This is a genomic window from Streptomyces sp. NPDC093546 (genome assembly GCF_044765045.1).
Lineage (GTDB): Bacteria > Actinomycetota > Actinomycetes > Streptomycetales > Streptomycetaceae > Streptomyces.
Genome location: NZ_JBIWJG010000013.1, coordinates 163,360 through 186,947 on the forward strand (window position 1 = coordinate 163,360; position 23,588 = coordinate 186,947).

Annotated in this window: 15 protein-coding genes; 4 read left to right on the forward strand and 11 right to left on the reverse strand. The window is 72.8% G+C overall.

The features are described from left to right. Positions 1–54 precede the first annotated feature (54 nt). Positions 55–2,628, forward strand: a complete 2,574-nt coding sequence (locus ACIRNI_RS25865; RefSeq protein WP_403554759.1) for an alpha-L-arabinofuranosidase C-terminal domain-containing protein — start codon at positions 55–57, stop codon at positions 2,626–2,628. 182 nt (positions 2,629–2,810) lie between these two features. Next, a complete protein-coding gene (locus ACIRNI_RS25870) occupies positions 2,811–3,821 on the forward strand; it encodes a LacI family DNA-binding transcriptional regulator (protein WP_403554761.1) in 1,011 nt (336 codons plus the stop codon). Here the strand turns inward: ACIRNI_RS25870 and ACIRNI_RS25875 are convergent. The 5 genes from ACIRNI_RS25875 to ACIRNI_RS25895 are packed head-to-tail and all read right to left on the reverse strand — an operon-like array spanning position 3,808 to position 11,669. Next, positions 3,808–6,072 carry a glycosyl hydrolase family 95 catalytic domain-containing protein gene (locus tag ACIRNI_RS25875; protein WP_403554763.1) on the reverse strand — a complete coding sequence of 755 codons (2,265 nt, stop codon included), beginning with the start codon at positions 6,070–6,072 and terminating at the stop codon, positions 3,808–3,810. The genes ACIRNI_RS25870 and ACIRNI_RS25875 overlap by 14 nt on opposite strands. After that, positions 6,069–8,066 carry a beta-galactosidase gene (locus tag ACIRNI_RS25880; RefSeq protein ID WP_403554765.1) on the reverse strand — a complete coding sequence of 666 codons (1,998 nt, stop codon included), beginning with the start codon at positions 8,064–8,066 and terminating at the stop codon, positions 6,069–6,071. The genes ACIRNI_RS25875 and ACIRNI_RS25880 overlap by 4 nt, the downstream gene beginning before the upstream one ends. 44 nt (positions 8,067–8,110) lie before the next feature. Further along, positions 8,111–9,037 carry a carbohydrate ABC transporter permease gene (locus ACIRNI_RS25885; RefSeq protein ID WP_403554767.1) on the reverse strand — a complete coding sequence of 309 codons (927 nt, stop codon included), beginning with the start codon at positions 9,035–9,037 and terminating at the stop codon, positions 8,111–8,113. Beyond that, positions 9,034–10,038: an ABC transporter permease gene (locus tag ACIRNI_RS25890; RefSeq protein WP_403554822.1), complete on the reverse strand. Its 1,005-nt coding sequence runs from the start codon at positions 10,036–10,038 to the stop codon at positions 9,034–9,036. The genes ACIRNI_RS25885 and ACIRNI_RS25890 overlap by 4 nt, the downstream gene beginning before the upstream one ends. After that, positions 9,996–11,669 carry a Tat pathway signal sequence domain protein gene (locus ACIRNI_RS25895; protein ID WP_403554769.1) on the reverse strand — a complete coding sequence of 558 codons (1,674 nt, stop codon included), beginning with the start codon at positions 11,667–11,669 and terminating at the stop codon, positions 9,996–9,998. The genes ACIRNI_RS25890 and ACIRNI_RS25895 overlap by 43 nt, the downstream gene beginning before the upstream one ends. Before the next feature lie 310 nt (positions 11,670–11,979). Here ACIRNI_RS25895 and ACIRNI_RS25900 point away from each other — a divergent pair, with 310 nt between their 5' ends. Next, positions 11,980–14,826 (forward strand): glycoside hydrolase family 3 C-terminal domain-containing protein, encoded by a 2,847-nt coding sequence (locus tag ACIRNI_RS25900; protein ID WP_403554824.1) that lies wholly within the window; start codon positions 11,980–11,982, stop codon positions 14,824–14,826. On the opposite strand, the gene ACIRNI_RS25905 is transcribed toward ACIRNI_RS25900, so the two are convergent. Next, complete coding sequence (locus ACIRNI_RS25905) at positions 14,748–16,325, reverse strand: hypothetical protein (RefSeq protein ID WP_403554771.1); 1,578 nt, start codon at positions 16,323–16,325, stop codon at positions 14,748–14,750. The genes ACIRNI_RS25900 and ACIRNI_RS25905 overlap by 79 nt on opposite strands. Positions 16,326–16,522: 197 nt before the next feature. On the opposite strand from ACIRNI_RS25905, the gene ACIRNI_RS25910 reads away from it, so the two are divergent. Beyond that, the gene (locus tag ACIRNI_RS25910; RefSeq protein ID WP_403554773.1) at positions 16,523–17,419 is read left to right on the forward strand and encodes a class I SAM-dependent methyltransferase; all 897 of its coding nucleotides are present in this window, start codon (positions 16,523–16,525) and stop codon (positions 17,417–17,419) included. An 18-nt stretch (positions 17,420–17,437) separates the two neighbouring features. Here the strand turns inward: ACIRNI_RS25910 and ACIRNI_RS25915 are convergent, their stop codons facing one another. The 5 genes from ACIRNI_RS25915 to ACIRNI_RS25935 are packed head-to-tail and all read right to left on the reverse strand — an operon-like array spanning position 17,438 to position 23,519. Next, complete coding sequence (locus tag ACIRNI_RS25915; RefSeq protein ID WP_403554775.1) at positions 17,438–18,589, reverse strand: aldose epimerase family protein; 1,152 nt, start codon at positions 18,587–18,589, stop codon at positions 17,438–17,440. 20 nt (positions 18,590–18,609) lie between these two features. Beyond that, complete coding sequence (gene mmsB / locus ACIRNI_RS25920) at positions 18,610–19,845, reverse strand: multiple monosaccharide ABC transporter permease (protein WP_355364549.1); 1,236 nt, start codon at positions 19,843–19,845, stop codon at positions 18,610–18,612. A 9-nt stretch (positions 19,846–19,854) separates the two neighbouring features. Then, a complete protein-coding gene (mmsA, locus tag ACIRNI_RS25925; RefSeq protein WP_403554777.1) occupies positions 19,855–21,423 on the reverse strand; it encodes a multiple monosaccharide ABC transporter ATP-binding protein in 1,569 nt (522 codons plus the stop codon). Then, on the reverse strand, positions 21,420–22,541 hold the full coding sequence (gene chvE / locus ACIRNI_RS25930; protein WP_403554779.1) for a multiple monosaccharide ABC transporter substrate-binding protein: 1,122 nt from the start codon (positions 22,539–22,541) through the stop codon (positions 21,420–21,422). The genes mmsA and chvE overlap by 4 nt, the downstream gene beginning before the upstream one ends. A 3-nt stretch (positions 22,542–22,544) precedes the next feature. Then, the gene (locus tag ACIRNI_RS25935; protein ID WP_403554781.1) at positions 22,545–23,519 is read right to left on the reverse strand and encodes a hypothetical protein; all 975 of its coding nucleotides are present in this window, start codon (positions 23,517–23,519) and stop codon (positions 22,545–22,547) included. Between the last annotated feature and the right edge of the window lie 69 nt (positions 23,520–23,588).

Here is a 23,588-nt window from a genome sequence, read left to right on the forward strand (position 1 = left end):
AGTGCTGGTCAATGTCCGATATCTCGAACGAATGACCCTTCCAGGAGCACACCCATGCCACGCACACGGCCGAGGCACGCCCTCGCGCTGGCGGCTCTCCTCCCGGCCCTCCTCGCCGGTACGGTGCTGACCGCGCCCACCACACGCGCCGACGACACCCGGGCCCAGCACCCCCCGGCGGCCGCCGCGCCGGCCGACTACGCGCTCACGGTCAGCCCCGACCGCGTGGGCCCGGCGATCGACCGGACTATGTACGGCGTCTTCTACGAGGACATCAACAACGCCGCCGACGGCGGGCTGTACGCCGAGCTCGTACAGAACCGCTCCTTCGAATTCGCCCCCGCCGACAACCCCGCCTACAACGCGCTGACCGCCTGGCAGCGCACCGCCACCGGCGGCGCCGCCGGTGAGCTGAAGGTGGCGGACGACGCCGAGCGGCTGAACGAGCGCAACCGCCACCACCTGCGCCTCGACCTCGCCCCGGCCAACACCCCCACCGGCCGGTTCGGCGTCGTCAACAGCGGCTACGGCGCCGGCATGGCCCTCACCGAGGGCCGCCGCTACGACTTCTCCGTCTGGGCCCGCACCGACCGCCCCTCCGGCACCCGCCTCGCCGCCGAGCTGCGCGCCGCCGACGGCACCGTGCTGTCCGCGCCCCTCAACCTCACCGTGCGCGGCGACCGCTGGGCGAAGTACACCGGCACGCTCGTCCCCAAGGTGACCACCACCGGCGGGCGCCTCGCCGTCACGGCGGCCGGCACCGGCACCGTACGCCTCGACATGGTCTCGCTCTTCCCGCGCGACACCTACAAGGGCCGCCCGAACGGCCTGCGCAAGGACCTCGCGGAGAAGATCGCCGCCCTCAAGCCCGGCTTCCTGCGCTTCCCGGGCGGCTGCCTGGTCAACACCGGCAGCCACCAGGCGTACGAGGCGCCGAACTGGGAACGCAAGCGGTCCTACCAGTGGAAGGACACCATCGGCCCCGTCGAACAGCGCGCCGTCAACGCCAACTTCTGGGGCTACCACCAGAGTTACGGCCTCGGCTACTACGAGTACTTCCAGTTCGCCGAGGACATCGGCGCCATGCCGCTGCCGGTCGTCCCCGCCCTCGTCACCGGCTGCGGCCAGAACCAGGCCACCGACGACCCGGCGCTGCTCAAGCGCCACATCCAGGACACCCTCGACCTCATCGAGTTCGCCAACGGCCCGGTCACCAGTGAATGGGGCCGCAAACGCGCCGCGATGGGCCACCCCAGGCCCTTCGGCCTCACACACATAGGGGTCGGCAACGAGGAGAACCTCCCCGACGCCTTCTTCGCCCGCTTCACCGAGTTCCGCAAGGCCGTCGAGGCGAAGCACCCCGACATCACCGTCATCTCCAACTCCGGCCCCGACGACGCCGGCGGCGTCTTCGACCGCCACTGGCAGCTGAACCGCGAGGCCGGGGTCGCGATGGTCGACGAGCACTACTACAACAGCCCCCAGTGGTTTCTGGAGAACAACGACCGCTACGACTCCTACGACCGCCGGGGCCCCAAGGTCTTCCTCGGCGAGTACGCGTCCCTCGACAACCGCTTCTCCAACGCGCTCGCCGAAGCCGCCTACATGACCGGACTCGAGCGCAACGCCGACGTCGTCAAGCTCGCCTCCTACGCCCCGCTCCTCGCCGACGTCCACCAGAACCAGTGGCGCCCGGACATGATCTGGTTCGACAACCACCGCTCCTGGGGCTCGACCAGCTACGAGGTGCAGAAGCTCTTCATGAACAACACCGGCGACCGGGTCGTACCGAGCCGTGCCTCCACGACGCCCGCCGTCTCCGGCCCGATCACCGGCGCCGTCGGCCTGTCGACGTGGGCGACGAGCGCCGCGTACGACGACGTCGAGGTGACCGGCGCGGACGGCACCCCGCTCCTGAAGGACGACTTCTCTGCCGGTGACGCGCGGTGGACCCGCGCCGCCGGGCGCGGCGACTGGGCCGTGGTGGACGGCGCGTATCTCCAGTCCGACGCGGCCGCCGAGAACACCCTCGTGACGGCGGGCGACACCGGCTGGCACGACTACGACCTACGGCTCAAGGCCACCAAGAAGTCCGGCAAGGAGGGCTTCCTCGTCGCCTTCGGCGTCCGCGACACCGGCAACCACTACTGGTGGAACCTCGGCGGCTGGGGCAACACCCGCTCCGCCGTGGAGGAGTCCGTGGACGGCGGCAAGCAGACGCTGCTCGAGGACGCCACCACCATCGAGACCGGCCGGACGTACGACCTCCACGTCCAGGTGCGGGGCCGCCAGGTCACGCTCTACCTCGACGGGAAGAAGTGGGGCTCCTTCACCGACGACAAGACCGCCGAACCGTTCCGCCAGGTGGTGACGCGGGACGGCGACGACCTCGTCGTCAAGGTCGTCAACGCGCAGGCCGCGCCTGCCCACACCCGCGTCGACCTCGGCACGGACAAGGTCGCCCCGACGGCCCGGCTGACCACGCTCCAGGGCGCCCCGGACGCCGTCAACACGGCCGACGCACGGCCGGTCCAGCCACGCGAATCCACCCTGAGCGGTATCGCGCGGGAGTTCACGTACACCTTCCCGGCCCACTCGGTCACCTTCCTGCGGATCAAAACCCGGTAGGGCGGAGAGGGTTCCGCCTCACCACCCTGGCCGGGGAGCGCCGCCAGCACTCCCCGGCCTTTTCGCCGACCGGAGTCGAAGCGCTTCGACCACCGCCGCCGAACAGCCCCTGGACAGCTCCCCGTAGCCCCCCTAATCTCGGAGCCCCACGCATCGAAGCGCTTCACCTCCGGGAGAGCCGCATGGTCACCCTCGCCGACGTCGCTCAGCACGCCGGAGTCTCCGCCTCCACCGTGAGCTACGTCCTCAGCGGCAAGCGGTCCATCTCCGCCTCCACCCGCGCCCGCGTCGAGCGCAGCATCGCCCAGCTCGGCTACCACCCCAACGCCGGCGCCCGCGCGCTGGCCAGCAGCCGGTCCAACATCATCGCGCTGATGATCCCGCTCCGGACCGACATGTACGTCCCGGTGATGATGGAGATCGCCATCGCCGTCGCCACCACCGCCCGCGCCCACGGCTACGACGTCCTGCTGCTCACCGGCGAGGAGGGCCCCGCCGCCGTCCGCCGCATCGAGGGCAGCGCCCTCGCCGACGCGATGATCCTCATGGACGTGGAGTTGGACGACGACCGGCTGCCGCTGCTGCGCGAGGCCGCACGCCCCGGCGTCCTCATCGGCCTGCCCGCCGACACCGCCGGACTGAGCTGCGTCGACCTCGACTTCGAAGCCGCGGGCGCCCTGTGCGCCGACCACCTCGCCTCCCTCGGCCACCGCGAGATCGCCGTCATCGGCGAGGCCCCCGCCGTCTACGAACGCCACACCGGCTTCGCCGAGCGCACCCTCGCCGGGCTGCGCCGCCGCAGCGACGAGCTCGGCCTGCGCCTCCTGCACCGCCCCTGTGAGGGCAGTTACGCCGCCGTCGCCGCCACCCTCGCCCGCATCCACGACGAACGGCCCGCCACCACCGCCTTCGTCGTCCAGAACGAGGCCGCCACCGACCCGCTCCTCGCCCTGCTCCGCCAGCAGGGCCGCGCCGTGCCCGAGGACGTCTCCGTGATGGCGATCTGCCCCGACCAGGTCGCCGCGCACGCCTCCGTACCCCTCACCTCCGTCGCCGTACCGGCGCAGAAGATGGGCCGGTACGCCGTCGAGCAGGTCGTCGCCAAACTGGAGGGCCGCGGCACCGACGAAGTCGTCCTGCTCGCCCCGGAGCTGACCGTCCGCGCGAGTACCGGCCGGTCTAGCGCACGCTGAACGTGAGGGCGCGCTCCTCACCGGCCATCAGCTCCAGCATCCGCGGGCGGCCGTCGGGTGTCCGCAGCTCGACCCGGACCGTGCGGGACGGCCGTACCGTGGCGCCGGCCGCGCCGCCGCCCCAGTCGAGGTCCACCTCGGCGCCGAAGCGGGTGCGCACGCCGCGCAGCGCGCCCCGCGGGTACGCCGCCGGCAGCGCGGGCAGCAGCACCAGCCGGCCGGGCGTGGACTGGACGAGCATCTCGATCAGCAGGGCGGGCAGGGTGTGCGCGGCGTCGGCGTTGTACACGTCCCGACCCGGGTAGTGCGCGCTCATCAGCGAGGTGTGGAAGAAGTCGCCGCACAGCACCCTGCCGAGCGCGCCCGCCGCCCGCTCGCCGTCCCGCAGCCGCGCGGCGACCAGCCCGTGGTGGAGGTGCCCGTGGGCGGAGTCGTTCTCCGCGCCGCGCAGCTCCAGCGCGCGGTGCGCGGCGCGCGCGAGCTCCGGTGTGTCGTACGGGTTGATCTCGCCGAGCGGCCACACCGGGTACAGATGGCTCAGATGGCGGTGGTCGTAGCGGTCCTCCAGCCCCGGCCAGGCCCATTCGGCCAGGGCGCCGTCCGCGTTGACCCGGTAGGCGGGCAGCCGGTCCGCGAGCGCGCGCAGCCGTCCGGCGTCGACGGGGGAGTGCGCCGCGGCCGTGGTCAGGGCGTGGCGGGCCGCCGCGATGTCCATCGTCGCGTCGATCGCGCCCCAACTGCCGCCCACGGGACGGTTCTCGGGCGAGTACGACGGCACGATCACGATCCGCCCGTCCGGCCCGGTGCGGGTGAGGAAGTCCTCGTAGAACAACGCGACCTCGGCCAGCGCCGGGGCGAGCCGCGGGTCGGCGGCGCCGGTCGTCTCGGCGTGCTCGACCAGCGCGTGCAGCAGCCAGTCGGCGCCCGCCGTCCACAGATGCAGCGGGTAGGACCGCTGGAAGTGGTACGTGTGGCCCGACACGCCGTCCGTATGGGCCGGGGCGACCACACCCCGCGCCCCGAAGATCGCGCGGGCGTTGTCCCGCCAGTCCGCCCACTGCCCGTACACCAGCGCCGCGAGCGCCTCGCTCACCTCCGGCAGGGCGGCGGCAGCGGCGGACGCCGTCTGCAGGCCCAGGTTGGCGTCCGTCGTGAACGCCCCCGCCCACGCGGTGTTCCAGTCACCGGTCCACAGACCCGTCAGGCGCGGCGGCAGCATCCCGCTCGCCGACAGCAGGTGGTAGCGGCCCGCCGCGAACAGTCGCTCCACAAGTGCGGGGCTGCCGGCCCTGGCCAGGAGCTCGCTGCCGGGCAGGGCGCGCTCGGACGCGTCGCCGCCGAGGTCGAGCGTGACCCGCTCGTACGCGCCCCGGTGGAGGGCCTCGTGGCGCTCCAGCAGCCGCGCGTACGCCTCGGCGGGCGAGGCGCCCTCGGGGACGAGCCCGCGCAGCGACGCCGCCTCGTCCTCGACCGGGGCCTCGCCGAGGTGGCGGCGGACCCGCGTGAGCAGCAGCAGCGCCTCGGCGTCCGACACCCGCAGGCCGATCCGGCCGATCGCGGTGCGGCCGCCCGCCGCGAGCACCAGGGTCACGCCCGTGAAGCCCACCTCGCCGCCCGGGACCGGGTCCGGATGGCGGGCCCGCAGCGTCAGCAGCGCGCCGCGCCGGTGCAGCGCGGCGCCCCGCCCGAGGGCGAGGCCCTCCGGAGCGCCGGGGAGCCGGGGGTCGAGGGAGACGGCGGCGGTGAGCGGCGCCCCGGTCACGTACTGCACGATCACGTCGTCGGCGCGCGACACGAAGACCCGGCTCGCCCGGCCCGCGCGGACGGCGGCGGCCACGCCGGTGGCGAAGTCCACCTCCCGCCGGAAGCCGCGGGGCCCCGCGGCCTGGCCCTCGCGCCGGACCCGTACCTGAAACCCTGGATGGAAGGACCCCACCCAGCGCAAACCGCGCCCGTCGGTGAACCGCTCCGCCGCGTCCAGCTCGCCGCCAAGCAACCGGTCCTGGAGGCCCGGAAGCCGGGCCGCCAGCCGCGGCGGCTGCGTGTCGGCGAGGGGCACCGGCCGCACGAGGGTGTGGTGCGTGACGACGACCCGCTCGTCGTCGGGGTCGCCGAACACCAGCGCGCCATGGCGGCCGTTGCCGCTCAGGAAGGCGTCCTCCCAGCGGTGCGCGGGCGCGGGCTCCCACGTACCGTGCACCGGCCCGGTGCCGGTCGCGCGCCCGCCGTCGACGCGCCCACCGCCCGTCACGCTCCCGCCTCCCGCAGCACCGCCACGCCGTACCGCTCCAGCTCGAGCGCACCGCTCACCACCGCGCCCGTCAGCACCTCGCGGTACGTCCCCGGTACAGCCACGGTCACCGGCGCGCGCCCGTGGTTCAGCACGAAGAGCAGCCCTCCGCGTCGTACGGCCTCCACGCCCGCCGGCAGCCCCTCCAGCACCGGCCGTACGCCCGCCCCGGCGGCCACGGCCGCGAGGAGGTCACGCAGCGCCGGGGGAGCGGGCAGCGTGGAGACGTACCAGGCGGTGGCGCGGCGCAGCACCGCCGGGAGGCCGTCGAGCTCACCGCCCCGGTACGCCGCCACCACCTCGGCCGCCGCGTCCGGCTCCGGCTCCAGCTCCTCCGACCAGAGCGTGCCCTCCCACGGCGTGCCGTCGGAGCCGTCGCACGTGACGGTCCCGCCCCGCTCCAGCGGCCACCACTCGTGCACCGTGCCGATGCCGAAGAGCGTCCGCAGCCGCGCGTCCATGCCCCCTTCCCGGACGCGGTCGTCCGCGTCCGCGACCCCGGTGAGGAAGCCGGAGACGAGGGTGCCGCCGCCGCGCGCGTACGCCACCAGGTTGTCGACCGCCGCGTCGCCGAGCAGGTACAGATGCGGTACGACGACCATGGGGAAGCCGGTCAGGTCGTGCTCGGGGTGGGCGAAGGAGACCGGCAGGTGCGCCTCCCACAGGGCGCGGTGCCAGGCGCGGACCACCTCGGCGTAGTCGACCTCCGAGGAGAGGCGGCCGCCCTGCTGATCCGCCCACCAGGAGTTCCAGTCGTGCAGGACCGCGACGCCGGGCTCGGCGCGGGTGCCCACGACCTCGCCGAGCCGCGCCAGGTCGGCGCCGATCCGCCGCACCTCCCCGAAGGTGCGGCCCCGCTCACCGGCGTGGGACACCATCCCGGAGTGGAACTTCTCGGCGCCCTGGCGGGACTGGCGCCACTGGAAGTAGCAGACCGCGTCGGCGCCGTGGGCGACGGACTGGAGCGACAGCAGCCGGTTCAGGCCGGGCGGCTTGGGATGGTTGACGCCCCGCCAGTTGACCGGCCCGGCCGCCTGCTCCATCACCATCCACGGGCCGCCGCCCGCCTGCGAGCGGGTCAGGTCGCCGACCATGGCGTTGTACTGGCCGCCGTACGGATCCCTCGGGTCGGGGTAGACGTCCACCGACACCACGTCCTCGCGCCCGGCCCACGTCCAGCCGTCCAGCCCGGACCAGAACGGCATGAAGTTGGTGGTCACCGGGATGTGCGGGGTGTGCCGGGCCACGATGTCCCGCTCGGCGGTGAAGCACTCCAGCAGCGCGTCGGAGGTGAACCGCCGGAAGTCCAGCTCCTGGGCGGGGTTGCGCAGGTACTGGGCCCGGCGCGGCGGGACGACCTCCTCCCAGGAGTCGTAGCGCTGGCTCCAGAAGGCGGTGCCCCAGGCCTCGTTGAGCGCGTCGAGCGCGGGGTGGCGGGCGCGCAGCCAGCGGCGGAAGTGGCGGGCCGTCCCGTCGCACCAGCAGTGCGTGCAGTACTCGTTGTTGATGTGCCACATCGTGAGCGCGGGGTGCGCTCCGTACCGCTGCGCGAGGTCCTCGGTGATCGCGGCGGCGTACCGGCGGTAGACGGGCGAGCTGGGGCAGAAGTGCTGGCGCGAGCCCCACCACACCGTGCGGCCGTCCTCGTCGCGCGGCAGCGTCTCCGGGTGGCGCGCCCCCATCCAGGGCGGCGGCGACGCGGTCGGCGTGGCGAGCACCACCCCGATGGAGTGCGCGTGCATCAGGTCCATCACCCGGTCCAGCCAGCCGAAGTCGCGGGCGCCGGGACGGGGTTCGAGCCGAGCCCAGGAGAAGACGCCGACCGTCACGGAGTTCACCCCGGCGGCCTTCATCAGCCGTACGTCCTCGGCCCAGGTCTCCTCGGGCCACTGCTCGGGGTTGTAGTCGCCGCCGAAGAGCAGCCGGCCACGGGTGGCGTCGTCGAGGCGGGGCATCGGACATCGTCTCCCTACGGTCCCTGCGGGATCGGACACACGGCTCAGCCCTTGACGGCGCCGGTGAGCATCCCCTTCTTGAAGTGCTTCTGGACGAACGGCGAGGCGATCGCGACCGGCACCAGCGCCAGCACCATGACCGCCATCTGCACGGAGAGCGGGGAGAGCTGGTTGGTCTTGATCAGCTGCCCGAGCCCGGTGGGCGGCTCCTGCTTCTGCACGATCTGGATCATGACGTTCTGCAGCGGCATCATGTCCTGGTCGGTCAGGTAGATCGAGGCGTTGAACCAGGCGCTCCAGTAGCCGACCGCGTAGAACAGCGCGATCACCGCCAGCACGGCGCGGGACAGCGGCATGACGATCCGCCACAGGATCCGGACCTCCCCGGCGCCGTCGATCCGGGCGCTGTCGATGAGCTCCGGCGAGATGTTCATGAAGAACGCCCGCAGGACCAGGATGTTGAACACGCTCACCGCGCTCGGCAGGATCAGCGCCAGGTAGGTGTCGGTCAGTCCGAGCGCCTGCACCAGCAGATAGGTCGGGATGAGGCCCGCGCCGAAGAACATCGTGGCGAGCAGCGTCATCAGCACCCAGCGGTGCCCCAGCGACCCGGGGCGCGACAGGCCGTACGCGCACAGCACCGACACCGTCATGCTGAACAGGGTCCCCACCGCCGTGACCCCGAGGCTCACCAGCGCCGCCCGCTGCACCTGGCCGCCGCCGAGCAGCTCCTCGTACGCGACGAAGGTGAGGTCCCTCGGGACCACCACCAGACCGCCCGCCCTGCTGATGGTCTCGGGCGTGGACAGGCTCGTGACGATGACGATCCACAGCGGGAAGAGGACTGCCAGGCACGCCCCCGCCAGGACGATGCCCTTGGCCGCCACACCCGCGCCGGTGGGTTTCTCCTCCCACACGGGACGGGGCGGCGCCGCCCACCACCGGCCCCGCGCGGCCGAGTCGGAGCTCACTTCCGGTACACCCCCTGCTCGCCCATGAGATGGGCCACCTTGTTCGCCGTGAGGACCAGCCCCACCCCGACCACGCCCTTGACGAGCCCGGCGGCCGCCGCGTAACCGAAGTCCTGGTTGCGGATGCCGTTCCACCACACATACGTGTCCAGCACCTCGGCGGCGTCCGGGCCCACCGCGTCCCGTTGCAGCAGCAGCTGCTCGAAGCCGACCGTGAGTGCGTCCCCCACCCGCAGCACCAGCAGCAGCGCGATCACCGGGCGCAGCGCCGGGAGCGTGATGTGCCACATGCGGCGCCAGCGGCCCGCGCCGTCCATCGCCGCCGCCTCGTACAGGTCGTTGCCGACGGAGGAGAGCGCGGCGAGGAAGACGATGATGCCCCAGCCGGCGTCCTTCCAGACGCCCTCGGCCGTCACCAGGAACTTGAAGACGCCCGGGTCGGTCATCAGGTCGAAGCCCTCGATGCCGTGGAGCCGCAGCGTCTGCGCGATGATGCCGGCGCCGCCGAAGATCTGCTGGAAGACGGTGATGACCAGCACCCAGGAGAAGAAGTGCGGCAGGTACAGGATCGCCTGGGCGACGGCGCGCACGCGCGGCCGGACGATGCTGTTGATGAGCAGCGCCAGCACGATCGGCACCGGGAAGAACAGCACCAGCTGGAGGAGGAACAGCACCAGCGTGTTCTCGACCGACCGCCAGAACGCCGAGTCGGAGAAGATCCGCTCGAACTGGTCGAGGCCGGTCCACGGGCTCTGGAGGATGGCGACGAAGCCGTTGTCGCTGAGGTACGGGTCGTAGTCCTGGAACGCCACCACATTGCCGAGCACCGGTATGTAGTGGAAGACCAGGACCAGCAGCAGCGCCGGCAGCGTCATCAGGATCAGCGTCCGGTCCCGCCGCAGCCGCAGCCTCAGGCCCGTCCTCCCGGTGGCACGCGTCCGGCCGTCGGCGGTCCTCTTCACGCCGCCGGGCCGCTCTCGTCGAGCAGCTTGCGGTACCAGTCGCGCAGCTCGTCGCCGCCCGCGCGCTTCCACTCCGCCACCGCCTGCTGTACGTCGCCGATCTTCTTGCGGCCGCGTACGACGTCGTCCTCCAGCTGCTCGAAGTCGTCGGCCAGGTTGGCCCAGCGGTTCGGTTCCGTGACGGTCAGTCCGTAGAAGGCGGTCTTCTTGGTGAAGGCCCCCATCCGCTGCTGCCACTCCACCTGGAGCCGGGTGATGTCGGCGCGGTCCGGGTGCGCGATGTAGGGGGCGGGGTCGCCGAGGTAGTCGAAGGCCCCCGTGACCTGGAGGTGGCCGGTGTCGGTCTTCACCGGGACACCCTTACGCACGGTGTAGTGCACGCCCTCGACGCCGTAGTCCGTGAGCATGCGCTCCTTCGTGCCGTACGGCGCCGCGCAGAAGTCCGCCACCGCGAGCACGTCCTTGACCACGGCCTCCGGCGCCTTGGCGCTGACGAAGGCCCAGATGTTGGCCGGCTGGGTCGCGTAGAGCGTGGGCGGCGAGCCGTCGTGCCCGACGATGTCGAAGGCGCCCATCCGGAAGTCGGGGTTCTGGGCGGCCTGTTCGGCGCTCTTGGTGTACCAGTGGGAGAGGTCCTGGTTGTAGACGAGCACCTGGCCGGAGGTGAACCGGTTGCCCCCGTCGCCCTGCGCCGCCTTCGCGTCCGGGTGCACCACGCCCGCCGCGTACAGCGAGCGCGTCCACTCCAGGGCCTCCAGGTACTCCTCGGTCTCCACGCGGTTCACCAGCGCGTCGCCCTGCCGGTCCCACCACAGCGCCTTGTCGCTGCCGGGGAGGACGCCGAACATGTGGAAGGCCGTCCACTTCAGGTCGTCGCACGCCCACACCTTCGCCCTGGCGCTGGTGGCCTCCTTCGCCCAGGCCAGGAACTCTGCGGCGCTCCTCGGCGGCCGGTAGCCCCGCTTCTCGAAGACGTCCTGCCGGTAGAAGGGCGCGATGTTGACGACGGACGAGGCGGGCATCGGGATGCCGCGCAGCGCGCCGCCGAAGATCGACCGCTGCCAGGCGTCCGTGGGCACGGCGGCCAGGTTCGGGTACGCCCTCACCCTGTCGCCGGAGAGGTACGGGCCGAGGTCGGCGAACTTGGCGTTGACCGCGCTCGGGATCTTCCCGGTGAGGTTCCAGGCGGGCACGACCACCACGTCCGGGATGTCGCTGGAGGCCAGCACGGCGCCGAGCTTCTCGTCGTACGTGTTGCCGTCCTGGTTCTGCCACACCGTGCGGACGCCGATGGCCTCGTCCATCGCCCGGTAGTACGGGTTGCCGCTCTTCGGCGGCGAGCCCCACAGCGGCGCCATGATCCGTATGGTGCCGCCCTTGCCCGCCTTCGCCGCCACCGAGGCCTTGAGCGCGCCCGTGGCGACGGCGGTGGTGAAACCGGCCGCGGAGCCGTTCTTCGACGGGATGTCCGGGGCGGCGACCGTCCTGGCGGCGAAGGCCGGAAGGAGCTTCGCCGCGTCCTTGCCGGAGGTGGCGCCGTCCTTCTTCCGGTTCTGCCCGCCGCCGCAGGCGGTGAGCAGGGGCGCCCCGCCGGCCACCGCGACCGCGGCGACCGCCGTCGAGGCCAGGAAGGTTCTCCGGCTCGGGGCGGAGGGGGAGTTCGGCGTCATTGCGTCAACCCTTCATGGCGCGTGAGCGGGGGAGTCGAAGCGCTTCGATGTGGGTGCGAGGTTAGGTGAACGCCTGAGCCCGCACAAGAGCCGGTTCCAGGAATGAGGCCTTGCGAATTCCCGTAGCCGCTGGGGCTCTTGACACCCGTACGCGGCCGGGATCAGCATCGAAGCGCTTCGAAGAAGGCCTGGACCACCCGGACAAGGGGAACGCCACGTGACCGCCGAGCCGACCGCCGATCCCACCGCCGAGCGAGCCGCCGCACCGCAGCCGCCCCCGCCCCCGTCCCCGCCCTTCCGCGACCCGCGGCTGCCGTTCGACGAGCGCGTCGACGACCTGCTCGGACGCCTCACGCCCGACGAGCGGATCGCGATGCTCCACCAGTTCGCGCCCGCCGTCGACCGCCTCTCCGTCGCCGCCTCCCGCACCGGCCAGGAAGCCCTGCACGGCGTCGCCTGGATGGGCCCCGCGACCGTCTTCCCGCAGGCCGTCGGCCTCGGTGCCACCTGGAACGACGACCTCGTCCGCCGCGTCGGCGAGGCCGTCTCCACGGAGGCCCGCGCTATGCGCGCCCGCGACGACCGCGTCGGCCTCAACGTCTGGGCGCCCACCGTCAACCTGCTGCGCCACCCCCTGTGGGGCCGCGGCGAGGAGGGCTACGCCGAGGACCCCGCCCTCACCTCCGCCCTCGCCACCGCCTACACCCGCGGCCTGCGCGGCGACCACCCCACGTACTGGCGCACCGCGCCCGTCCTCAAGCACTGGCTCGCCCACAACAACGAGACGGACCGCGACACCAGCTCCTCCTCCGTACGCCCCCGGGTCCTGCGCGAGTACGACCTGCGCGCCTTCCGCCCCGCCGTCGAGGTGGGCGCCGTGGCCGGGGTCATGCCCGCCTACAACCTGGTCAACGGCCGCCCCAACCACGTCTCGCCGTACCTCGCCGAGCACCTGCGCACCTGGACCGACCAGGAGCTCCTGGTCTGCTCCGACGCGGGCGCGCCCAGCAACCTCGTCGACTCCGAGCACTACTTCGCCACCCACGAGGAGGCGCTCGCCGCCTCCCTGCGCGCCGGAGTGGACAGCTTCACCGACCACGGCACCGACAGCTCCCTCACCGTCGCCCGCCTGCGCCGCGCGCTGGAGGCGGGCCTGCTCGACGAGACCGACATCGACACCGCCGTACGCCGCCGGCTCCATGTCCGCTTCCGGCTCGGCGAGTTCGACCCGGAGCTCGACCCGTACGCACACCTCACGCCCGACACCGCCCTCGACACCCCCGAGCACCGGGCCCTCGCCCAGGAGGCGGCCGAGCAGGCCGTGGTCCTGCTCGCCAACGACGGCCTCCTGCCGCTGGATCCGGCCGCCGGGCAGCGCGTCGCCGTGGTCGGCCCGCTCGCCGACGCGTGCAAGCTCGACTGGTACAGCGGCACCCTCATCCGCCGCTCCACACCCCTGGACGGCCTGCGCGAGCGCTTCGGCGCCGACCGCGTCACCCACGCCGAGGGCGCCGACCTGGTCCGGCTGCGCTGCGCCGCCGGGGCGCTGCGGGTGCCCGAGGCCCCGGTGGACGAGGCGGCGCCCGGCGCCGCCGAGGGCGCGCTCGACCCGGCGCTGCTCTCCGGGCGCACGGACCTGCCGCCGCTCACCGCCGCGCCGCACGGCGACGGCACGGTGCTGGCACTGACCGACTGGGGCGGCGGCGTCCTCACCCTGCGCGCCCCGGACGGCCGCCATCTCTCCGTCGCCGACGACGGCTTCGTACGGGCGTCGGCCGAGGAGCCCGGCGGCTGGGTCGTCCAGGAGACGTTCCGGCTCGAACCGCACGGCGGCGGACACCTCCTGAGGCATCTGGGAACGGGCGGGCACGTCTCCGTCGCCGCCGACGGCGTGAAGGTTGCCGCCGGACCCGGCGAGGGTGAGGCGTGCGGCGAGGTGTTCACGGTCGAGACCGTGGAGCGCGGCACGGACGCGGTGGCGCGCGCCGCCGCCGACGCGGACGTCGTGATCGTCGTCGCGGGCAACGACCCCCACATCAACGGCCGCGAGACCGAGGACCGCACCACCCTCGCCCTCCCCGAGGCCCAGGACCGCCTCTGGCGCGCGGCGCACGCCGCCAACCCCCGAACCGTCCTCGTCCTCGCCTCGTCCTACCCGTACGCCGTCGGGGACGCCGCCGCGCGGCTGCCCGCGATGCTGTGGACGGCCCACGGCGGCCAGGCGGCCGGGACGGCCCTCGCGCGCGTCCTCGCCGGTGACGTCTCACCGGCCGGGCGGCTCCCGCAGACCTGGTACGCCGCCGACGCCGACCTGCCGGACCTGCTGGACTACGACATCATCGGCAGCCGCCAGACCTACCTGTACTTCGACGGCCGCCCCCTCTTCCCCTTCGGCCACGGCCTGTCGTACGCCTCGTTCGCCTACGACGGCCTGACCGCCGTCCGCGACGGCGACACGATCCGCGTCGCGTTCACCGTCACCCACACGGGCGCCATGCCTGCCGACGAGGTCGCCCAGCTGTACGTCCGGGCCGCCGCCCCCTCCGTGCCCCGGCCGCTGCGCGAACTCGCCGCCCACCGCCGCGTCCACCTCGCCCCCGGCGCGGCACGGCGCCTGGAGTTCGACCTGCCCCTGACGGCCCTCGCCTTCTGGGACGTCGCCCACGGCCGCTGGACCGTCGAACCGGGCCCGTACGAGCTCCTCGCCGGCGCCTCCAGCACCGACATCCGCCTCACCACCACGCTCACCCTCGACGGCCCCGCCCCCGCCCCGCGCCCCGTCCTGACCCGCCCCCTCGCCGCCGCCGACTACGACGACCAGCACGCCACCGTGCTCGCCGACCGCACGAAGGAGCGCGGCGACTGCGTCACCCCCGCCGACCCCGCCCACCCGGGCCATCTGCTCCACCGAGCCTGCGACTTCGGCCCCGACGGCGCCGCCTCCGCCGACCTGGAGGTCGCCGGCACCGGCACGGTCACCCTCGCCATCGGCGCCTTCCGCACCACCGTCGACGTCACCACGAGCGGCGGCCCCTACGACTACACCACGCTCACGACACCCGTCTCGGCACGCGGCGTTCAGGACGTCCGCACCGAACTCACCGGCTCGGTGCGGCTCTTCTCCGTCGACTTCACCCCGGCCGGGCCCGCCACATAAGCCCGGTAGCGCGTCAGCCGCCCCAGGTCCGGGAGCCGGTGCTCGCGCCAGTCACGGGCGTATGCCGGGGGCCGGGCCGGGCCGGAGACCAGGACCGCGACCGGGTGGTGGCGGGACAGGGCGGTGAGGCCCGCGGGGGTGATGCTGCCGTCGTGGCCGCCGGGCTGGCGGGAGGCGCAGCCGGTGCGGTAGGCGACGCGGATCGCGTCCTCACCGCTGACCACGCACGGCGGGCGGACACCCTGGGCGTGGAGCGCGGCGGCGATCCGTGTCAGGTCCCGGGTGTCACGGCGCACCCGGTCCGTGACGCCCTCGAGGACGCGGTACTGGACGGCCAGGTGGGCGAGGACGGCCACCGCGAGGAGCGCGGCCACGGCGCGGCGGCGCCCCCGCCGGGGCCTGGGGCGGCACAGCCAGAGCAGGCAGCGGGCCACGGGCAGCGACAGCAGCGCGTACGCGGGCAGCAGGAAGCGCGGCGCCGCGTACCCGACCGTGAACAGGTACGGCAGGGCCAGCGCCACGCCCACCGCGCCCGCCACCGCCAGCTCGGTGCGGTGGAGCCGGGCCCGGGCCGCCGCCGCGACACCGCCCGCCACCAGCAGCGGCAGCGCGAAGAACCACAGGGCGGCGGCCGGGTGGCGCCAGGGCACGTCGCACGGGCGGCACAGCGTCCGCCCGCCCAGCGCCCGCGCGTGGTCGTCGACGGTGAGGTACCAGCCGAGGCCGCCCTGGATCTCGCTCGCCCGCTCCAGCCGGGCCATCAGCCCGCCGTACCGGGCGTACGCCTCCATGACCCATTCGGCCCAGCCGAGCGCGAGGCCCACCGAGAGCGCCACCAGCAGCAGAGGCCACCGCCACGCCCGCGTCACCACGGCCGCCGCCGCCAGCGCGAGCACCAGCCACACCGCGTCGGCCGGGCGCATCACCCCGGCGAACGCCACCCCGGTGACCATGCCGCCCACGGCCCACCGGTCGCCCGGGTCGCGCGCCGCCCGCAGGAAGCAGCCCGTCGCGGCCAGCGCCCCGTACGCCACCCACAGGTTCGGCATCGCCTGCCCGGCGTAGAACAGCGTGATCCACAGGCTCGCGAACAGCGCCCCCGCCAGGGCGAGGACCGGCGCGGGCAGCAGCCGCCGCCACACCCACAGCGCCAGGAACAGCCCACACCCGGCCAGCACCGCCAGGTACAGGCGCAGGGCCGCGACCGACCCGGTCAGCGCGGTGACCGGCACGACGAGATGGCTGATGCCCCGGGCGCGCGGCGCGCTGAAGAACGCCGCCGGGGCCTGCCCGCCGACCTGGCTGACGTACACCGTCTCGTCCCAGCCGAGCCCGAGGCCGCGGGCGACGAGGACGAGGTGCGCGAGCGTGAAGGCGGCGGCCACGCCCGCCAGCCACGGCAGCGCGGAGCCGCCCGCCCCGGCCCGGTGGTCCCGGCTCTCCTCCAGCGCCACATGCGGCACACGGCCGCGCACGCCGACGACGACTGATTCCTGCATGGCCCGGCCTCGCTCGGGGGTGTGCGGGGGAGGCGGGGACCATCTCCCCGGCCTGTCCCCTCCACGCTCCGGCGGCCGCGGCCGCGCCACCACGCCGGGACGGCACTCGGCCCAACGGACCTTCACGAACGGGTGAGACGGTGGTTTCCGGCGGCGACCGGCCGCCTGCGGCGGGCGTACGCGCGGATGCTGGGCGGGTGACAGCCACGGTAGGCACGGATGGCACGGACGACACGGAGGCCGCCATGCAGCAGACACCGACACCGACACCCACGTCCGCACCGGCGGCCGCCCGCCCGGCAGGTCCCGCGGCCCGGCTGACCGCGAACCGGGCCCGCCTCGGGCACAAGGTGCGCTACGCCCTGCGCAACCCCGCGCGCGTGGTGCCGTACCTGCGCCGCGCCGGGCGGGACACCCTGCTGCGGCTGCGGCACGGCGGCGACCACATCGCCTACTACCGGGCGGTGATGGCGTCCGACACCGCCCGGAGCCCGGAGGCGGCGGTCGGCGGCGTCGCGTCGCGCGAGCGGTGGCTGGCCCTCGGGCAGATGCAGTTCGACTACCTGGTGTCCCACGGGCTGCGCCCGGACGACCGGATGCTGGAGATCGGCTGCGGCAACCTGCGCGCCGGGTGGCGGTTCATCCAGCACCTGAACCCGGGCCACTACTACGGCGTCGACATCTCGCCCGACATCCTCATCGAGGCCAAGAAGACCCTCGTCCAGTACGGCCTCCAGGACAAGCTGCCCTACCTCACCCCGGTCGACGACCTCCGCCTCGACTTCCTCCCCGACGGCGCCTTCACGGTGGTCCACGCCCACAGCGTCTTCTCGCACTCGCCGCTGCACGTCATCGACGAGTGCCTCGCCCACGTGGGCCGGATCATCGCCCCCGGCGGCTTCTTCGACTTCACCTACGACCGCACCGAGACCACCGAGCACCAGGTCCTCGGCGAGGACTTCTACTACCGCACGGAGACGCTGACGCGGCTGGCCGCGAAGCACGGTCTCGTCGCCCGCTTCATGGACGACTGGGAGGCCCTGCCCCACGGCCAGTCGAAGCTCCGCGTCACGCACGCCGCCGCACGGGCCTGATCGGCGTGATCGGCGTGATCAGCGCGCCGAGAAGCTGTGCACCGTCGTCGAGCGGTACGTCTCGCCCGGCCGCAGCACCGTCGAGGGGAACTCCGGCCGGTTCGGCGAGTCGGGGAAGTGCTGGGTCTCCAGGCACAGCCCGTCGCTCTGCCGGTAGACGCGCCCGGACGGGCCCGTGAGGGTGCCGTCGAGGAAGTTCCCCGAGTAGAACTGCACGCCCGGCTCGGTCGTCGCGATCCGCATCGCGCGGCCCGAGCCCGGGTCGTGCAGCGTCGCCACCGGCTCGGGCCGCGCGGTCACGCCCTTGTCGAGGACCCAGTTGTGGTCGTACCCCTTGGCCGTCACCAGCTGCTCGTGCGCCGTGCGGATGTCCTCGCCGACGGACTTGGAGCGGCGGAAGTCGAACGGCGTGCCCGCCACCTGCGCGAGCTCGCCGGTCGGGATGAGCGTCGCGTCGGTCGGCAGGTAGCGGGAGGCCGCCAGCCGCAGCTCGTGCCCGAGGATCGAGCCGCTGCCCTCGCCCGCGAGGTTGAAGTAGGTGTGGTTGGTCAGGTTCACGACGGTCGCCCGGTCGGTGGTCGCCGCGTAGTCGATCCGCCAGTCGCCCCGCCCGGTCAGGGTGTACGTGACCGTCGTGCGCAGCGTGCCCGGGTAGCCCATCTCGCCGTCCGCGCTCACGTACCGCAGCACCAGCCCCACGCCACCGGGCCCGGTGAACGGCTCGACGTCCCACACGCGTCGGTCGAAGCCCCGCGCCCCGCCGTGCAGGCTGTTGGGGCCGTCGTTGACGGACAGCTGGTACGCCGTGGAGTCGAGCGTGAAGCGGCCGCCCGCGATGCGGTTGCCGTACCGGCCGATCAGCGCGCCGAAGAAGGCGGTCGCGGAGAGGTAGTCGCCGAGGTTGTCGAAACCGAGGGAGACATTGGCGTACCGGCCGTGCCGGTCGGGTACCTCCAGCGCCTGCACGATGCCGCCGTACGACAGCACCTTCAGCCGCGTGCCGCCGTTCTCCACGGTCCAGCGGTACACCTTCGTCCCGTCGGGGAGGGTGCCGAACAGTTCCTTCACGGGTGTCCTGCTTTCCGACGACGCGTACGAGGGGGTCCCCGCCGCCGCCATGAGTCCCGCGGCGGCCGCGGCCGCCAGCACCGTACGTCTGCTCGTGTCCATCTAAGGCTCCTGGGAAGGGGTTACTTACCGGCCTTGCGCTTGTTCCAGACGTCGAAGCCGACCGCCGCCAGCAGCACCAGGCCCTTGATGACCTGCTGGTAGTCCGTGCCGATGCCGACCAGCGACATGCCGTTGTTGAGCACGCCGAGCACCAGGCCGCCGATCACGGCGCCCATCACCGTGCCGACGCCGCCGCTCATCGAGGCGCCGCCGATGAAGGAGGCGGCGATGGCCTCCAGTTCGAAGTTGAGGCCCGCCTGCGGGGTGCCGGCGTTGAGCCGCGCCGCGTACACGCAGCCCGCGAGCGCCGCCAGTACGCCCATGTTGACGAAGACCAGGAAGGTGACGCGCTTGTCCTTGACGCCCGACAGCTTGGCCGCCGCCTTGTTGCCGCCGAGCGCGTACACATGGCGTCCGATGACGGCGTTGCGCATGACGTAACCGAGCCCGATCAGCAGCGCGCACATGATGAGCATCACCACCGGCACACCGTGGAAGCTCGCCAGCGTCAGCGTGAAGGCCACCACCGCCGCCGTGATCGCCGTGCACTTCGCCGCCCACAGCCCGAACGGCACCACTTCCAGCTCGTAGGCGAGCTGCCGCCGGCGGCCCCGCCACTCGCGCAGCAGCAGGAAGACCACCGCGCCCAGCCCCAGCAGCAGCGTCGGGTTGTGGTACTGCGTGTACGGGCCCATCTCCGGGATGAAGCCCTTGGCGAGGTTCTGGAAGCCCTCCGGGAACGGGGCGATCGACTGGCCCTCCAGCACGATCTGGGTCAGGCCCCGGAAGAGCAGCATGCCGGCCAGGGTCACGATGAACGACGGGATGCCGAGGTAGGCGATGAAGAAGCCCTGCCACGCGCCCGCCACCGCGCCGATCAGCAGCGACAGCACCAGCGCGAGCACCCACGGCATGTCGTGCCGGACCATCATCACCGCCGCCATGGCGCCGACGAAGGCCACCAGCGAGCCGACGGACAGGTCGATGTGCCCGGCGATGATGACGATCATCATGCCCATGGCGAGGATGAGGATGTAGCCGTTCTGCTGGATCAGGTTGGAGACGTTGTTCGGCAGCAGCAGCGTGCCGTCGGTCCATATCTGGAACAGCACGATGATGAAGGCCAGCGCGATCAGCATGCCGTACTGGCGCATGTTGCCCCGCAGGCCGCGCAGGAGCAGCGCACCCGCCGACGGCTGCCCGGAGGGCGCCGAGGCGTCGCGCCGTGGACGCGGGGGAGTGGTCGTGGTCGTCATGGCGGTGCCTCAGCTTCTGTTCATGGTCATCTGGCGCATCAGGACTTCCTGGGTGGCGTCGGCGCGGGCGACCTCACCGGTCAGCCGGCCCGCGGCCATCGTGTAGATCCGGTCGCACATCCCCAGCAGCTCCGGCAGTTCGGAGGAGATGAACAGCACCGCCTTGCCCTGCGCCGCCAGCCGGTCGATGACGGTGTAGATCTCGTACTTGGCGCCGACGTCGATGCCGCGCGTCGGCTCGTCGAGGATCAGCACCTCCGGGTCGGCGTGGATCCACTTGCTGAGCACGACCTTCTGCTGGTTGCCGCCCGACAGCCGCCCCACCTCCTCGAACACCGTCGGTGCCTTGATGTTCATGGTGGTGCGGTAGCCCTCGGCGACCCGGCGCTCGTGGTGCTCGTCGACGACGCCCCGGCGCCGCATCCCCGGCAGCGACGCCAGCGAGATGTTGCGGTTGATGTTGTCGATGAGGTTGAGCCCGTACCGCTTGCGGTCCTCCGTGACGTACGCGAGGCCCGCCGCGACCGCCGCGGGCACGGTCCTGGTGACCACCTCCCGGCCGTTCACCTCGACCGTCCCGGCGACGTAACCGCCGTACGACCGCCCGAAGACGGACATCGCGAGCTCGGTGCGGCCCGCGCCCATCAGGCCCGCGATGCCGACGATCTCGCCGCGCCGCACGGTCAGCGACACGTCGTCCACGACCAGGCGCTGGGGGTCGGCCGGGTGCCGGACCGTCCACCCCCGGACGCTGAGCGCGACCCGGCCCGCGTCCTCGCCCTCGTACCGGGTGCGCTCCGGGAAGCGCTGGTCGAGGTCGCGGCCGACCATGCCCCGGATGATCCGGTCCTCCGACAGCTCCGGTGCGGCGTCAGGGGTCTGGCGGACGGTGAGGGTCTCGATGGTGCGGCCGTCGCGCAGGATCGTCACCGCGTCCGTGACCTGCCGGATCTCGTTCAGCTTGTGCGAGATGACGATGCAGGCGATGCCCTGCTCCCGCAGCTCCAGGATCAGGTCGAGGAGCTTCGCGCTGTCCTCGTCGTTGAGCGCGGCCGTCGGCTCGTCGAGGATGAGCAGCTTCACCTCCTTCGCCAGCGCCTTGGCGATCTCCACCAGCTGCTGCTTGCCGACGCCGAGGTCGGCGACCGGGGTCTGCGGCGCCTCGCGCAGCCCGACCCGCTTCATCAGGGCGCCGGCCCTGCGCAGCGTCTCGGTCCAGTCGATCACCCCGTGGGTGGCCTGCTCGTTGCCGAGGAAGATGTTCTCGGCGATCGACAGGTACGGGACGAGCGCCAGCTCCTGATGGATGATCACGATGCCGCGCCGCTCGCTCGCCCGGATGTCCTTGAAGGCCACCGGCTCGCCCTCGAAGCGGATCTCACCGTCGTACGAGCCGTGCGGGTGGACACCGCTGAGGACCTTCATCAGGGTCGACTTGCCGGCGCCGTTCTCGCCGCAGATCGCGTGGATCTCCCCGGCGCGCACGGTGAGGTTGACGTCCGACAGCGCCGTGACCCCTGGGAAGGTCTTGGTGATCCCGCGCATCTCCAGGACGGGTGCGCCCGCCGGGCCGCTCATCGCAGCTGCCCGGCGGTGAAGTAGCCCTCCCGGACGAGGAGCTCGGTGTTCGCCTTGTCGATGCTCACCGGGTCGAGGAGGAACGCCGGCACGGCCTTCTTGCCGTTGTGGTAGTCCGTGGTGTTGTTGACCTCGGGCTTGCGCCCGTTCAGCACCGCGTCGCCCATCTTCACCGCCTGCGCGGCGAGCTTGCGCGTGTCCTTGAAGACGGTCTGCGTCTGCTCGCCCCGGATGATCGACTTCACCGACGCCAGCTCCGCGTCCTGCCCCGTGACGATCGGCAGCGGCCGCGCCTTCGACCCGTAACCCGCGCTCTTGAGCGCCGAGATGATGCCGATGGAGATCCCGTCGTACGGCGAGAGGACCGCGTCCACGCGCTCCTCGCCGTAGTTCTTGCTGATCAGGTCGTCCATCCGCTTCTGCGCGGTGCCGCCGTCCCAGCGCAGCGTGGTCGCCTGGTTCATCCGCGTCTGCTTGCTGCGCACCACCAGCTGCCCGCTGTCCAGGTACGGCTTCAGCACCTTCATGGCGCCGTTCCAGAAGTAGGTGGTGTTGTTGTCGTCCGGCGACCCGGCGAACAGCTCGATGTTGTACGACGCGGACGCGCCCTTCGCGGGCTTGCCCAGCTTCAGCTTGTCGACGATGTAGCGGGCCTCCAGCTCGCCGACCCGCTCGTTGTCGAACGACGCGTAGTAGTCGACGTGTTCGCTGCCCATGATGAGGCGGTCGTACGAGATCACGGGGATGCCCGCGTCCTCCGCCCGCCGGAGGACCTCGGTGAGCGCCGAGCCGTCGATCGCGGCGACCACCAGCAGCCTGCGCCCCTTGGTGATCATGTTCTCGATCTGGGCGATCTGGTTCTCGACCTTGTCGTCGCCGTACTGGAGGTCGGTCTCGTAACCGGCCTTCTCGAACTGCTCCGCCATGTTCTCGCCGTCGGCGATCCACCGCTCCGACGCCTTCGTCGGCATGGCCAGGCCGATGACGCCGCCCTTGCCCCCGGCGGGCTTGTAGCGGCTGCCGCCCCGGGCCTCCTGGCCGCAGGCGGTGACGGACACGGCGAGCAGCGCGGCGAGCGCCGCCGCGGCGGTGACACGGGACATACGGGTGGTGCGCATGGATCAGTCGCCTTCCGGGGCCGGGGCGGGGAAACGGCGGAGCTCACCCGGCAGCCGGGAACCGAGCGGCGACATCCCGCCGTCGGCGCCGTGCCGGGCCAGCAGGTCCAGCACGAGCCGGCCCCGCCGCACCCGCTCGCGGGCCGTGGCCAGCGCGGTGTCGCGCAGCTGCGCGCCGTACGGGTAGATGCCGGGGGAGCGGCTCAGGCCGAACTTCAGGTACAGCGGGGCGCCGCGCCGGATCAGCTCGGCCACCTCGTACATGCGGATGTAGCCGCCGAGGTCGTCGGGCGCCTCGACGTACATGTCCATCGGCGCCCGGCTGACCCGGCGGATCTCGGTGAGGTGATCCAGGGTCAGGTCGGACGGCACGTTGAGGGAGTCCGCGCCCAGGTGCTCGTAGACGGCGTACGAGGCGGGGTTGACGGGGCCGGTCAGCGCGGACAGCTTGAAGGTGGTGTCGGCGGGCAGCTCCCCGGCCTCGCGCAGCCGGTGCAGCGTCCACAGCACGCCCTCGTCGGCGACGAGCAGGCAGCGCACGCCGAGCGAGGCGGCGCGCAGGGCGTCCTCCACGCACCCGGCGAGCGCGTCGTGGCCGCGGGCGCGCAGCCCGGCGCCGCCGGAGTCGGTGCGGGTGCCCGCGCCGATGTCCCAGGTGCCGCGCGGGCCGGTGAACAAGCAGAGCTCGATGTCGCGTTCGGCGCAGGACTCCACCATGTCGGTGATCTCGGCGTCGGTGAGCATCCACACGCCGCTGCCCTGGCTGACGCGGTGCACCGGCACGTGCAGGCGGGAGCTCTCCTTCAGGACGACGGCCAGGGCCTCCGGGCCCTCGACCGACGGGATCTCGGTGCGCCACAGCCCGCCGTCGGGGAAGGCGTGCGGCGAGGCGTCGGCGGGTTCCACGGCCGGGGCCGGATGGCCGATCGCGGCGAGGGCGGCGGCGCCGGGGCGGCGGGGGAGGGACGGGGCGGTCACGGGACTCCTATGGTCGAGTCGTGGCAGGTGTTCGAGATTTCGCACAACATTCGGAACGTGGGGTGTACG

Coding starts and splice junctions, on each gene's coding strand:
- ACIRNI_RS25865 (WP_403554759.1), top strand. CDS start 55: ATGCCACGCACACGGCCGAGGCACGCCCTCGCGCTGGCGGCTCTCCTC.
- ACIRNI_RS25870 (WP_403554761.1), top strand. CDS start 2,811: ATGGTCACCCTCGCCGACGTCGCTCAGCACGCCGGAGTCTCCGCCTCC.
- ACIRNI_RS25880 (WP_403554765.1), bottom strand. CDS start 8,066: ATGCCCCGCCTCGACGACGCCACCCGTGGCCGGCTGCTCTTCGGCGGC.
- ACIRNI_RS25895 (WP_403554769.1), bottom strand. CDS start 11,669: ATGACGCCGAACTCCCCCTCCGCCCCGAGCCGGAGAACCTTCCTGGCC.
- ACIRNI_RS25905 (WP_403554771.1), bottom strand. CDS start 16,325: ATGCAGGAATCAGTCGTCGTCGGCGTGCGCGGCCGTGTGCCGCATGTG.
- ACIRNI_RS25915 (WP_403554775.1), bottom strand. CDS start 18,589: ATGGACACGAGCAGACGTACGGTGCTGGCGGCCGCGGCCGCCGCGGGA.
- mmsB (WP_355364549.1), bottom strand. CDS start 19,845: ATGACGACCACGACCACTCCCCCGCGTCCACGGCGCGACGCCTCGGCG.
- mmsA (WP_403554777.1), bottom strand. CDS start 21,423: ATGAGCGGCCCGGCGGGCGCACCCGTCCTGGAGATGCGCGGGATCACC.
- chvE (WP_403554779.1), bottom strand. CDS start 22,541: ATGCGCACCACCCGTATGTCCCGTGTCACCGCCGCGGCGGCGCTCGCC.